We start from the raw sequence: 12,853 nt of genomic DNA on the forward strand, positions 1-12,853 counted from the left end.
TGACATGGGCCTCCTAGGCATCCTGCTTGCTCTGGGTCTGCTTGTTTGGCTGGCTTATCGCGGCTGGAGCGTGCTTCTGTTGGCGCCTGCGGCGGCGCTTATAGCTGCCGCCGTTTCGCGCGAGCCGCTGCTCGCGCATTGGACCCAAACCTTTATGGGCAGTGCTGCGCAATTTCTCGCGCAATTCTTCCCGCTGTTCCTGCTCGGGGCGCTATTCGGCAAGCTCATGGATGACAGCGGCTCGGTCGCAGGCATCGCGCGCTTCATGACCGAGCGCATGGGTGCGCGCCGGGCGATACTGGCAGTGGTACTCGCCGGTGCGCTGGTGACGTATGGCGGCGTGAGCCTGTTCGTTGCCTTTTTCGTTTTGGCTCCGATGGCGCAGGCGCTTTTTCGGGCCGCCGGTATTCCGCGGCGGCTGATGCCGGCGGCGATCGCACTCGGCACCTCGACGTTCACGATGACGGCATTTCCGGGCACGCCCGCCATTCAGAACGCGATTCCGATGCCGTTCTTTGGCACGACGCCCTTTGCCGCACCTGGCCTTGGCGTCGTCGCCTCCGCAATCATGCTGGGATTTGGATTGTGGTGGCTCACCCGTTCCGAAGCCGCCGCGCGGCGAGCGGGTGAAGGCTATGGCGACGGCGCCGATATTGCGCCCAGCGCGGTTGCTGATGATCCGGTTGTTCGAGAACTGGCGACGGTCGCGCGCGAATTTGATCCCGCAGAGATCAACCACGGACGCCACGGCGATGCTGCGGTGCCAATCGGTGTTGCCGTGCTCCCGCTGGCCGTGGTCGTGAGCGTGAATCTCCTGATGTCGCTGGTTATTCTGCCGCGTCTCGACTTTTCCTTTCTGGCGGAGGAGCGCTGGGGCGCTACGTCCCTGTCGGCTGTTGCAGGCGTCTGGTCGGTGGCGGTGGCACTCGCGGCCGCTACTCTTGTGCTTATCGTCTCCAATCGTCAGCGGTTACCGACGTTGCGCGAGAGCATGGATGCCGGCGCCAATGCCTCTGTCTTGCCGGCGTTCAGTGTTGCCAGCCTCGTAGGCTTCGGCGCAGTCGTCGCCATGCTGCCGGCGTTTGCAACGGTACGCGATTGGGTGCTTTCAATCGAGGGGGGGCCATTGGTCTCGCTAGCGATGGCAACTAACCTGCTTGCCGCGCTGACCGGGTCGGCTTCGGGCGGCATGACGATCGCGCTCGATGCGCTCGGTGACACCTATATGCGTATCGCTGCAGAGCAGGGTATCGACCCCGCCTTGATGCACCGGGTAGCCGCCATTGGCTCCGGTACCCTTGACAGCTTGCCGCACAATGGCGCGGTCGTGACGCTGCTCACCGTCTGTGGCTCGACGCATCGCGAAAGCTATCTCGATATCGTCATGGTCGGGATTGTGGGCGCACTCATCGCCCTCGTGGCGGTTATCGCCCTGGGCTCCGCGTTTGGCTCCTTCTAGAAATGCTGCGGGCGCAGGCAGAAACGATGGGCCGGAGACCGTTCTCGCTTACCAGGACGGTCTTCCACAGCATCATCGCGGTTAGAGAAAGCCGATCATGCGAGCGAAAATATTCAGATCTGCAAGACTTGCGGGGATTCTGCTGGGCATGGTCCTGCTGACGTTTCTCGTCGTCCGGATCTACGACACGCAGAGGGGACCGCCGCTCAAACCGTGGCACACATACATTCCGCACGAACTGCATGCGGAAAAGCTCGAAACGGCGGATTGGAAGCAATATCTGGCGGCCGAGGCAGCGATCTTCGACGACGTTGAGCGCGAGGTCTCCCGGAAGCTCGAGGTGAGCGATCGCGTGCCGTCCAACCGGTATTTTGACGGCAGTCCGGTCTATCCGGCGCACTTCGTCCAGGACTTTAATCGCTCATTCGTGCTCCAGCCGAAGGAAAAAGCGGTCGGTGCTGTCGTGCTTTTGCATGGCCTGACGGATTCCCCCTACAGTCAGCGCCATATCGCGCGTTTCTATCGTGATCACGGGTTTGTGGCCATTGTGCCGAGGCTCCCGGCGCACGGCACCGTTCCTGCCGCCCTGACCGATGTCGAATGGGAAGATTGGATGGCGGCGACGCGACTCGCGGTGCGCGAAGCACGCAGCCTCGTGGGGCCGTCCGCGCCATTGCATCTGGTCGGTTTCTCCAATGGTGGAGCGTTGGCTTTGATGTATGCGCTCGATTCCATCGGCGACGAAAGACTGTCTCGGCCGGATCGCCTTGTATTGATTTCGCCCATGGTCGGCATCACACGCTTCGCAGGCTTTGCTGGTCTGGCGGGCTTACCGGCGATCCTGCCGGCCTTCGCCAAGGCCGCGTGGCTCGGCATAGTGCCCGAGTTCAATCCGTTCAAATACAATTCGTTTCCCGTCAACGGCGCACGCCAATCCCATCGCCTGACCCGGGCTTTGCAGCAACGAATCGCTCGTTATGCCCGCACAGACAAATTAGGCCAGCTGCCGCCGATCCTCACCTTTCAGTCGCTGATTGACTTCACGGTGAGTACGCGGGCCATCGTATCCGCGCTCTATGCCTATCTTCCCGCGAATAACAGCGAGTTGGTGCTGTTCGATGTTAACCGTACAGCCAGGTTCGGTCCCTTGCTCCGCCCGAGCACCGACACCGTACTCGCGCGCATCATACCGAGCGGCCCACGGCGCTATCGCCTCACCATCATTACCAACGCCGATGACGAAAGCGACAATGTGATTGAGCGCGTTACCGAGGCCGATAGTGATGCCGAGACGTCGCATCCCCTCGGGTTATCGTATCCGCCGGCATTCTACTCCTTGTCGCACGTTGCGTTGCCATTTCCGATCAGCGACGCTCTGTACGGGATCAAACCGGACCGGTCCGAGAATTTCGGAGAAAATCTCGGTACTCTGATGCCGAGAGGTGAACGCAACGTCCTGATCGCCAGCCTCGACTCGCTGATGCGGGCATCGTCGAACCCGTTCTTTCCCTACATGATTGATCGGATCGGCGAGGGTATTCCCGCCGTGGCCAACCAGCCCGCCCAATAGGGCAGCGCCAGGTCCTAATGCGCCCGTTGCGCGCCGGGCGCAGGTATTCTTGCACCGAAATACTGCTCCGAAAATCAATCCGGCATATCGATTCGCGCGCCAGCACGCGAGAGTCGGTCCGAAAAAACCCGAAATGCCTGGGTGAATACCCTGATTGCCCGACGAGGCATGCGAATTTAGATGAGCGGAAGGTTCAACCCGGAGGGCGATCCATGTTCTCGTGTACTTCGAATGATGACGCAGATGTGGTCAAGCACACGGGTTGCCTCTGCCACAGGCCGGAAATCCAGGTCCTGACGCGTCGCGTCAATACGGGTCTCTCGCGACGCGGCTTTGTAGCGGGAATGACGACCTCAATCGCATCGCTCGGGCTATCCCGACATGCCACCGCACTGGCAGTGCCCGCCCCGCCATCGCGTCCGATCCTGTTCGCGAATTTCCGGCTATTCGATGGAAAATCGAGCTCCTTGCGCGAGGGGGTTCGTCTGCTTGTCGAAGGCAACCGGATCAAGGCTATCTCGACCGGTAATCCGGCGGCGCCCGATGGGGCGCAGGTGATCGATTGCGGCGGCCGGGTTCTCATGCCCGGCCTGATCGACGCGCACTGGCATTCCATGTTTGCCAGTCTGCCGCTTTCAAATTTGCTGACCGGAGATATCGGTTTCATTCATCTGGCTGCCGGCGCTGAGGCCGAGCGTACACTGATGCGCGGCTTCACCACGGTTCGGGATCTCGGCGGCCCCGTCTTTGCTTTCAAGCAGGCGATCGATCAGGATCTTGTGTCGGGGCCGCGTATTTATCCATCAGGCGCAATGATAACCTCCACGGGCGGGCACGGCGACTTGCGTCCGTTATCCGATGTGCCAAGGAGTCCGGCCGGCCCGCCGAGCGCTTTGGAGAAGTCCGGCGCCTCGAATATTGCCGATAGCCCGGATGAGGTTCGCTTACGTGTGCGCGAGCAGCTCTTTCAGGGGGCGTCGCAGATCAAGCTCGTGGGCGGCGGCGGCGTATCTTCACCGCGCAGCCCGCTGGACATGTCCACGCTCAGCGAGGCCGAATTGCGTGCGGGGGTGGAAGCGACCGAAGACAGAAACACGTATGTCGCGGTACATGCATACGCGCCGGCCACGATCCAGCGTGCGATCGCCGCGGGGGTCAAGTGCATCGAACATGCGCATCTGATGGACGAAGCAACGGCGAAGCTGATGGCCGACAAGGGCATATGGCTGAGCATTCAGCCCTTCCTCACAGACGATGACACGGGTGTCTTGGCGGGACCGAGCCGGATCGCCCAGCTTCAGGTCTTCGGCGGAACGGATAACGCGTACAATCTGGCAAAGAAGTATGAAATCAGGACGGCATTCGGTTCGGATATGCTGTTCTCGGAAAAACTGGCGGCGCGCCAGGGCACGATGCTGACCCATCTGACCAAATGGTACTCGAACGCCGAAATCCTGACGATGGCGACCGCCACCAATGCCGAGTTGCTCGGCTTGTCCGGTCCTCGTAATCCCTATCCCGGAAAACTGGGAGTCGTGCAGGAGAACGCGCTTGCGGATCTGTTGCTGCTCGACGGCAATCCCATCGAGAACATCAGGCTTATCGAGGATCCGGCCAAGAATCTTCTCATCATCATGAAGGACGGAAGAATCTACAAGAATGCACTCCAACCGTGAGGCCTGGGGGCCGTGCTGGTCTTCTCCAGGATGCTGCGATGGTTTCCCATCGTTTTGATGACCGTTCCCGGGAAACACCCGTCGTGATCGCTACGTTTCCCGCTATCGCCAGCCACAGACGCGGCGGCCCCTGTGCCACCAGCAGACCCATCGGCGACGACGGCGACGACGGCGCGGATTTACAACTACGACCCGTACCTCTTTTATCAGTTCGTCTAATTCAGCGCCCGCCGGTTTGGGGATGCCTGTTGGGGCCGCTTCGAGGGCTTTTGGGGCCACAGCCCAGCCGACCGTCGTCACGCCAACCGCAGCAACAGCGGCGCCCGCCAGCACATCAGTGAGCATCGCGCGGCGACTCATATCCATATGTCTGCTCCGTTTCTCAAGACACCAAACGGCAAAACGAATCTTGCCGACTTGCAATTGGGATAGCCGTACAGATTCAAGTGCACCGTTGTCGCGGTGACGCAATTTGTCGGCCCATCCGGCGTCAAGAAGAATGCATGGCCGCTCCGACGTCCGCTATCGGGTGATCACCTTAGGGCACGAACGATATCACCTCAGCGGCAAGGCGTGGGGCTTGGTCGGCTCTCGCGCGATACATCCATCGCCGCTTGTGGCCTGCGCGGGCTCGCCGAAAGTTCCGTTATGAGCGCAGCAACCTCAGTCAGCAATCTGCCGGAAGACCTGTGGCTCACGGCCGAATTAACCGAGATTACGATGCGTACATCATTACATGATTGTCACTGGAATTCCCGGCATGCCGAATTATAGACAGCCGATGCGTTACTTTTTCCACATCTTTGACGGTCCGAAAGTGTTTCCGGACGAGGGCGGGAGCAGCCTCTCGGGTCCCGAGATCGCCGTGATTCAGGCCAAGGCCCTTGCGCGCGAATTGACGAAGGCTGGCGCGCTCTGTCGATCCAATCTGGTTCTGGTGCTGGATGAGACCGGCAGCATTGTTTTCAAATGTTGGGCTGCGTGCCATGAGCCACGGCCCACCAACGCTTGGCAGGCAGGGTAAGACCAGATGGCTGCCGAGGCGTCTTTTCGCTAGCGACCGGCTGCCAGCGTGCGTTTCAGAAGGCGCAAACACCCTGACCGCGCCGCCGCTCATGCTGGAGCGGGCGCCGGTAAACCCGGTTTTCCGACTTCATTGAACTATCAAAGGCGATTCCCAGGCGCGGGCAGCCGGGCCGCAGTCCATTGAGCGAACCGTTTCCGAGCGAGACCATGCGCTACTTCCGCAGTCTTCGGTCGTTGTGCGCGTCGTCGTCGTATCCTCGACGATTGCTGTGAAACATCAGAGCCATCAGCCCAACTCCAATCGCGATGGCCACGATGGCGCCCAGTCCCATTGCAACATAGCCGTATGTTGGCATCGATGGCGTTCGTGCCCAGACATTGACACCATACCAAACGACGATGGCCAGGATGCCCAGCAATGCCGCGATGATAATCCAGTGACCCGCGCGCATGATCTTCCCTGATGCAATTCCTTGAACCGAGAAACGAGTATGCTCGCCGCGAGCACCCGTCTTGACTCGATCACCGCAGAGTCAAATTCGCCACACCCAGGGCCAGATTGATTCCAATCAGGCCTTCAACCGACAGCGGCTGGAGGACTACGGACCGTCGGGAGCCGCCGATCAGCAACTTGGCCCCCAGGCCGAGGCCGAGAGCAACGTTGCCGCTGGCACCGACGTAGCTCCCTCTTAGCGTCCCCCTGCCGATTTGACTGTTTCGCGCAAAAACGCGCCAGAGCAGCGTTCCGCCTCGGGTGATGCCGATATCAAGACCCAGCCGTCGAATGAGGCCCGTGTAAATGTATTGTCGTCCGTCACTGGCGAGGAAAACGCATCGCATCTCCTGACGCGAGCCGAGAACCAGTCCCACTCTCGCACTCGTATCGCATGTCAGTGTGCCCACTCGGAAAGGCTCGCGTGCATCGGCAGCTGCCGACGCCAGAAAAGCGATCGAAAACACAAACAGGATGGTCCATATGCGAGGCGTAGACATTGCACACGAGCCTGCGGCGCGAGGAACCGCTTCAGCGTCTGCTCCCGACTAGCCGGAGCATCAGCATGAACAAATTGATGAAGTTGAGATACAGCGACAGAGCGCCCATGACGGCCTTGCGACCCGCGGTAGCTTGGTCATCGTTTGGATCATGCATCCCCTTGATCCGCTGGGTATCGTAGGCAGTGAGGCCCGCAAATACGCCAACGCCGATAATGGAGATCACCCAGTCGAGTCCGCTGGACCTCAGGAACATGTTTACCAGGCTTGCGATCACGACACCGATCAAACCCATAAACAGGAACGTGCCGAATCCCGATAGGTCCTGCCGCGTAGTATAGCCAAACAGGCTGAGGCCGCCGAAGGTCGCTGCCGAGATGAAGAACACACGAGTAATCGAGGAGTTAGTATAGATATGAAATATCGTCGAAAGCGACACCCCGACCAACGCCGCATAGATGAAAAACAGGTACCGCGCAGTTTGCACCGAGAGGGTGTTTATGCGGGCACTGATAAAGAACACCAAGCCGAGTGGAGCCAATATGAAGATCCACATCAGCGGACTTTGAAGCAGCTCCGGACCGGTGAGCCGATATGTCAGCATCGCAGCGAGGGCGGTCAGGCCAACGCCAGCAGCCATGTAATTGTAGACGCGTAACATGTGAGCGCGAAGGCCCACATCAGGTTCCGCGACAGCTCCGCGGAGGGTGCCGGGCGCGGCCGGGTTTTGATCGAAATTCGACATGGCCGTTATCCTCCTTGACCAGAGTTGCTTCACGGGAGGCCACGAGCTTGCCTGCGTTGCTGGCCCTAAGGACCGCCGCGACATCGCGAATTGGACCAGATATCCGAAGCTGCCACCATCGGGGAAAACCCTCGGCTCCGGCGGTAGGGTGTGGCCTTGCGCTCCTCGCTGGTGTTTTCGATTCGGCAGCAAATTCGCTCGAGAATTTCTGTTTAGGCAAGTTTGCGTCAAATGGAGTTGCCGTCGATTCCATTTCGCGCGGAAGCGCGGCTTCTTGTTGGCGCGCGCTGTTCCTTGCTAGGATGTTTCGACGAGGGCACGGCAATACGACCAACCTCTGCAGCGAGGCCGCCCGGACTGGAACTCCATGCATCGATTGTTAACGTGGAAGAAGGAGGCCGTGATGATCCGTAAGACAATGCTCTGCATCTTGGCTGCCGGTGGTCTCGTCGGTCTGGCAGCTCAGCCATCGGGCGTCAGAGCACTCACGTCAGGTGACGGGAATCGAATCGTGGCTTCATCCGAGAAGACGGCCGCCGAAGTACCTCCGCCGCATCCTCGTGCCCGGGCGGGTCGTCACTGGCGTCATCGAGGCGGGAGGCACCCTTTCTACGGCAGTGGACATTAGCCAGGCTACAACAGGCGAGGTCGCCTGACCTCTCGAGATGAGATATCGCTTCCTCAATCTGTATCATCGGCGGGTCGGATCGGCCAAACAAGGTTCAATGGGCCGGCGGAGCGTCTGAGCGCCCGCGGTTTGCCAATCACCTATACGACTGGCTGAACAGTTTTCCGGGCCCTTACGGACAGGTGTTGATCAACCTTGTGCGGCTCTATCCTGGGCAACTCGATGACCGCGGCTCGCGATGCCGCTCGCCGCAGGGCATTCCTCTTCTTGATCATTTGTGAGGGGGGCTTCCCACGGTTACTCCGGCGATCCCGAATATGAGGCGTGTCTCTCCTCGGCTTTAGTGTGATGCGTCGGGCCTCGGCGCGACCAGTAGGCTATGACGAGGCCAATGAAGGCTATTACGGCCAAAACCAAAAAAAGCGCAGACTGCTTGACCCAGGAGATCGCCGGCACGGCCAAGACCAACGCGAAGCCGAGAAAGCAGATTGGTATTGACGGCAGGTTGAGGCCGGCCAGAAATGTGCCGAGCGCAAGCAATATCAGGAGCACGAGGCTGGTAGCCATCGCCGGGAAAAGCTGTTGAACTCCGGACAAGAGCAGAACATTCATCGCGACCAGGACGGCTGCCCAATGAATCGCTTGCGTCCATATCAGCCGCATACGGGCGTTTCTATCGTCAGTTTCCCCCCAGACTGTCAGCACGCATGCGAGCCCGGTCATAATCCCCAGGAACTCCCAATAACCCACCAGAGGCCGATGCGAAATGTTGGTGTAAGCCACGCCGATAATCGCCAGCGCAAGTATGGCCAGGAAGGGTAACTGAGAACGAAGGAAGCCACCTCTCGAGGTGCTATCACCGGAATCACTTTGACCTGGGGGCGCATCAAGGTCGCTCATGGATGGACCATTCGATCTTTTGGCCGCCGCCTCTCTCGTCCTGCTGTGCTGCACGGATGGACGACGAGCCGTTCCCGACGGGCTAATGCAAGTTGCAGGCGCAGAGAATGCGTCTCTCGTGCAGCAACATACTGCGCCTTTGCCGCACCTTGTGTAATCAGGTGAATCCCGGACGAGCAGGGAATCACCCGGACGACAGGGCTCCCAGCGAGTTCGCCGCCCGAGTTTGGGGATCCGGCGGGAGGGCCACGCAGACGAGGGCTCTTGCCGCGCAGCACGATGACCACTCCGCGAGCGCGGGCGTTGCGCAATTGATTGTATGTGGTGCCACAGCGAGCGAAAGCTCGCGATGCATCTCTTTGATCAAGGCGTTTTCGCGTGGCGCATGCCTAACGACCCTACTGGTTGAACAATCTTCCGCAGACTAGGGATTAACCCTGACTGACAGGGCGTCGCGACCGATCTAGAACCAACTATTCCTGCGTTTCTGCTGCCGTCCGCGAATGTCGTCATCGAACTGGGCCCCAACGGTATGGCGGAACCTCAATCGAATTCTTCGGAACAGAAACTCTCTCTCGGCGCACTCATCGCCCTCGTAGTGGGCTCGATGATCGGATCCGGCATCTTTGCCCTGCCGTCGTCGTTCGGCCGCGCTACCGGAGCTCTCGGTGGCTTAATTGCCTGGAGCATCGCGGGTGTCGGAATGCTGTTCCTGGCCTTCGTCTTTCAGACGCTCTCTCGGCGCAAGCCCGAACTGAATTCCGGCATCTATGCCTACGCCAAAGCAGGGTTTGGGGAATATGCCGGGTTCGCGTCGGCGGCGGGATACTGGATGGGCTGCTGTCTTGCCGATGTCGCCTGCCTTGTTCTCATCAAGGCGACGATGGGGCAGTTCTTTCCGATCTTTGGCGATGGCACTACCCCCACCGCGATCGCCGCTGCATCGGCGCTGCTGTGGGGCGTTCATTTCTTGATCCTGCGCGGCATCAAGGAAGCGGCAGCCCTCAATACTATTGCCACGTACGCCAAGCTTGTACCAATATTGCTCTTCATCATCATCGTCGTATTTGCATTCAAAGCCGATGTTTTCGCACAGAATTTCTGGGGCGGCGAAGACGCGACTTTCGCCAATGTGTCGAGCCAGGTTCGCAATACCATGCTCGTCACCGTGTTCGTTTTTGTCGGTATTGAAGGCGCCAGCGTCTACTCGCGCTATGCAAAAAACCGGAACGATGTTGGAATTGCAACCGTAACCGGCTTCCTTGGCGTGCTTTGTCTGCTCGTTCTCGTCACCATGCTGTCCTACGGAATCCTGCCGCGCCCGGAGCTGGCTGCGCTCGCCAAGCCTTCCATGGCAGGTGTGCTGGAAGCGATCGTCGGACATTGGGGCAAGGTCTTCATCAGCGTTGGTCTTCTGATTTCCGTTCTCGGCAACTATCTATCCTGGTCATTGCTCGCTGCCGAGGTTGTTCACTCTGCCGCGGTAAATCACACGATGCCGTCGTTCCTGGCCCGCGAGAACAACAAAAAAGTTCCCGTGGGCGCGCTTTGGCTGACAAACATCGCGATTCAAATGTTCTTGCTTGTTACGTATTTCGCAGAGTACGCATTCAATCTCGCGCTGAAGATGACGAGCTCAATGACGCTAATCCCATATTTGTTGGTAGCGGCGTATGGGCTGAAATTGGCGTGGACTGGGGAAACCTACGGAACCGATTCACGGAGTCGCTTCCTCGACTGTATACGTGCCGGCATAGCGACGATCTACGCGGCCGGGATGATCTACGCTGGTGGCCGAGCACTTCTGCTCTTGGCGGCGCTGCTCTACGGGCCCGGAACGGCGTTGTTTGTCATTGCCAGGCTGGAGCAGAAAAAGACGGCGTTTACGATCATTGAGGCGATAATGTTCGGCGCCATCCTCGTTGCGGCCGGTATCGGCCTGTATAGCCTCGCGACTGGCATCATCTCCATATAGTGCGCTGTAGTTCCAGGACGGAGAGGCAGATCGCGCGCGCCGGCCAGAGGCTGGCGAACAGGGCCGGTGAGGCAGCCTTTACTCGCGCGTCGTTTGGCCGTCCACATCGACCCGCTCGGGACGCAACACGACCAGGGCGCCGTCTTGTTGCAGCGCCAAAGTGTGGATGTAAAAATAGGCATCGGCGTCGTTGGCCGCCTCCATCACAGGGGAGGGCGCCGAAATGATCGAAAGGCCGGCGCATTGTCCGATCCAGTCGATGTGGCGATGACCGTGCATCAGGACGGCGCGGCCTCCCAGGGCCTGGAGGCGCCGAATGAACCAGTTTCCATTCACCAAAGCCGTGCCGATCCGCTCAGATAGCATCTTTGCCATTTTGGGATACTCGATCACGTGGTGGTGAAGCGCAATAATCCAGGATGCTTGAGGATACTGAGCCGTCGCGATGTCAATTCCTCTCACCTGCTCCACAGGAATCATTCCGAGCGCATTGGTGAAGGAAAAATGAGTGTCCGCGTTCGAGTTCAACAAGATGATTCCAAGACCGTCATCTTGCTCCGGCGGCAGCACCATTGGGAAGACCATCGACCATAGTTCATCCAGGCTCCCCGAGAGTCGCGGCTTTCCAAGGTCGGCAAACCGAGCCATTTCCGCTCGGTGCGGTTTCAACGCCGCCGAGAGAGTGCCTGCCAGACAACGTCGGGGGTGGTCGATCAAGCGAACGCGTTCACCATGGAGGGCGTCCACGGCGGATAAAAACCGGAGTCGACGCAGCTTCCTGTTCGGACTTGTCGGGAGGTCGAGGCGAGCCGGATTCGCACGGTCGACGATATTGAGATCATGATTCCCCGGCAAGATAAGAAGCCGTTCGGCAATCCGTGGATAAGACGCCAATGCGTCGAAGATTTCCGACCACTCCGCCGAACGGCCCGCATCCGTGACATCGCCAGTGATGAGAATGGCGTCGAGAGGATCGTTCCGGTGGATGGAATCCGTCAAGGCGAGCAGCCTGTTAAAGCGCATATTTCCGCGCGGACCCGCTCGGCCACTTTCGATACGAAAACCGTAGCGTTCGCCCACGACATGGATGTCCGATAGATGGGCCACACGCCACGTCCGGACCACCTGCAGGTTCGCCGGGAACTCCCTGAAGTCGCGAGGCGGAGCCATGGTTGCGTCGGCCCAGGCCCAGATGACTGCAGCGCCAGCAAGATAGGCTGCCATGAGCACCGTGCTGTTGGCCAGCGCGACGGAAATCAACTGGCCCGGTGAGGCAAGATCGGTGAAATCGCCGAGCCAGCGCGATGTTGGCCAGGCAACGATTAATAGCATCGAAGCCAGGGCAAAGATGACGATGCCGGCGACCCCGGCGGTTCGGGCCCGCAGAACGGCAAGCTGAGAGCCTTCAATCCGCGATTGCAGAAGTGTTTCGGAGAGGTGCCTCAAGCCCTCCCGGAAAAACAAATATAGTGGTTCGACGGCAAGCGAATTCAACGACCAGAAGCTGCTTTCGGCGACACGAAGCAGGCTTCTGATGCCGAACAATCCAATTGCAAGGACGGTCACAAGAACCAGCGCAGGCCAAATGCCGAGGAGAGGGGACACGATTTTGCGTGAGACCATGCCCACCCACGCCGAAGCAACGAGTGGTGTCAGACCGAGGAGTAGACCTGGGAGGATGAAAAGAGCCGTGCACGACCAAATGAGCTTCGGAAAACTGATCTCAGCCAACATATTCCCCGCAAGCGAATACAGAGAACGAGCCTTGGTGCTTGACGCGTCATCTTCGACGTCTCCGAGACGAGGATCAATCACGGGGCTCATAACGGGCTTCTGATCACGACCATGGCTGCGCTACCTTCTCTCCGAAGTTATCAGGCC

At 59.3% G+C, this 12,853-nt stretch carries 10 protein-coding genes; 5 read left to right on the plus strand and 5 right to left on the minus strand.

The window, feature by feature from the left end:
• Nucleotides 1-4 precede the first annotated feature (4 nt).
• From B5525_RS25435 to B5525_RS47940, 4 genes are all read left to right on the plus strand, one after another.
• Nucleotides 5-1,459 carry a GntP family permease gene (locus tag B5525_RS25435; protein WP_079568469.1) on the plus strand — a complete coding sequence of 485 codons (1,455 nt, stop codon included), beginning with the start codon at nucleotides 5-7 and terminating at the stop codon, nucleotides 1,457-1,459.
• Between the two features lie 97 nt (nucleotides 1,460-1,556).
• Complete coding sequence (locus tag B5525_RS25440) at nucleotides 1,557-3,029, plus strand: alpha/beta hydrolase (protein WP_079568470.1); 1,473 nt, start codon at nucleotides 1,557-1,559, stop codon at nucleotides 3,027-3,029.
• A gap of 212 nt (nucleotides 3,030-3,241) precedes the next feature.
• Entirely contained in the window at nucleotides 3,242-4,705 is a 1,464-nt protein-coding gene (locus tag B5525_RS25445) for a metal-dependent hydrolase family protein (protein ID WP_079568471.1), read from the plus strand.
• Between the two features lie 781 nt (nucleotides 4,706-5,486).
• On the plus strand, nucleotides 5,487-5,729 hold the full coding sequence (locus B5525_RS47940) for a DUF6894 family protein (protein ID WP_079568473.1): 243 nt from the start codon (nucleotides 5,487-5,489) through the stop codon (nucleotides 5,727-5,729).
• Between the two features lie 214 nt (nucleotides 5,730-5,943).
• On the opposite strand, the gene B5525_RS25460 is transcribed toward B5525_RS47940, so the two are convergent.
• From B5525_RS25460 to B5525_RS25475, 4 genes are all read right to left on the minus strand, one after another.
• Nucleotides 5,944-6,183 carry a hypothetical protein gene (locus B5525_RS25460; RefSeq protein WP_079568474.1) on the minus strand — a complete coding sequence of 80 codons (240 nt, stop codon included), beginning with the start codon at nucleotides 6,181-6,183 and terminating at the stop codon, nucleotides 5,944-5,946.
• 70 nt (nucleotides 6,184-6,253) lie between these two features.
• Nucleotides 6,254-6,691, minus strand: coding sequence for a DUF992 domain-containing protein (locus tag B5525_RS25465; protein ID WP_425305325.1), 438 nt, complete (start codon nucleotides 6,689-6,691; stop codon nucleotides 6,254-6,256).
• A gap of 64 nt (nucleotides 6,692-6,755) precedes the next feature.
• A complete protein-coding gene (locus B5525_RS25470) occupies nucleotides 6,756-7,469 on the minus strand; it encodes a Bax inhibitor-1/YccA family protein (RefSeq protein WP_079568476.1) in 714 nt (237 codons plus the stop codon).
• A 925-nt stretch (nucleotides 7,470-8,394) separates the two neighbouring features.
• On the minus strand, nucleotides 8,395-8,997 hold the full coding sequence (locus B5525_RS25475; RefSeq protein ID WP_079568477.1) for a hypothetical protein: 603 nt from the start codon (nucleotides 8,995-8,997) through the stop codon (nucleotides 8,395-8,397).
• A 532-nt stretch (nucleotides 8,998-9,529) separates the two neighbouring features.
• Between B5525_RS25475 and B5525_RS25480 the strand changes: the two genes are divergently transcribed.
• Nucleotides 9,530-10,972, plus strand: coding sequence for a basic amino acid/polyamine antiporter (locus B5525_RS25480; protein WP_079568478.1), 1,443 nt, complete (start codon nucleotides 9,530-9,532; stop codon nucleotides 10,970-10,972).
• Nucleotides 10,973-11,050: 78 nt separating this feature from the next.
• Here B5525_RS25480 and B5525_RS25485 read toward each other — a convergent pair whose 3' ends face one another.
• On the minus strand, nucleotides 11,051-12,796 hold the full coding sequence (locus tag B5525_RS25485; protein WP_079568479.1) for a metallophosphoesterase family protein: 1,746 nt from the start codon (nucleotides 12,794-12,796) through the stop codon (nucleotides 11,051-11,053).
• Between the last annotated feature and the right edge of the window lie 57 nt (nucleotides 12,797-12,853).

This window comes from Bradyrhizobium erythrophlei (assembly GCF_900129505.1).
Lineage (GTDB): Bacteria > Pseudomonadota > Alphaproteobacteria > Rhizobiales > Xanthobacteraceae > Bradyrhizobium > Bradyrhizobium erythrophlei_D.

Excerpts from the sequence above, each read along its gene's own strand:
- B5525_RS25485 (WP_079568479.1), bottom strand. The coding sequence starts at position 12,796 with ATGAGCCCCGTGATTGATCCTCGTCTCGGAGACGTCGAAGATGACGCG.
- B5525_RS47940 (WP_079568473.1), top strand. The coding sequence starts at position 5,487 with ATGCGTTACTTTTTCCACATCTTTGACGGTCCGAAAGTGTTTCCGGAC.
- B5525_RS25435 (WP_079568469.1), top strand. The coding sequence starts at position 5 with ATGGGCCTCCTAGGCATCCTGCTTGCTCTGGGTCTGCTTGTTTGGCTG.
- B5525_RS25475 (WP_079568477.1), bottom strand. The coding sequence starts at position 8,997 with ATGAGCGACCTTGATGCGCCCCCAGGTCAAAGTGATTCCGGTGATAGC.
- B5525_RS25470 (WP_079568476.1), bottom strand. The coding sequence starts at position 7,469 with ATGTCGAATTTCGATCAAAACCCGGCCGCGCCCGGCACCCTCCGCGGA.
- B5525_RS25460 (WP_079568474.1), bottom strand. The coding sequence starts at position 6,183 with ATGCGCGCGGGTCACTGGATTATCATCGCGGCATTGCTGGGCATCCTG.
- B5525_RS25480 (WP_079568478.1), top strand. The coding sequence starts at position 9,530 with ATGGCGGAACCTCAATCGAATTCTTCGGAACAGAAACTCTCTCTCGGC.
- B5525_RS25445 (WP_079568471.1), top strand. The coding sequence starts at position 3,242 with ATGTTCTCGTGTACTTCGAATGATGACGCAGATGTGGTCAAGCACACG.
- B5525_RS25440 (WP_079568470.1), top strand. The coding sequence starts at position 1,557 with ATGCGAGCGAAAATATTCAGATCTGCAAGACTTGCGGGGATTCTGCTG.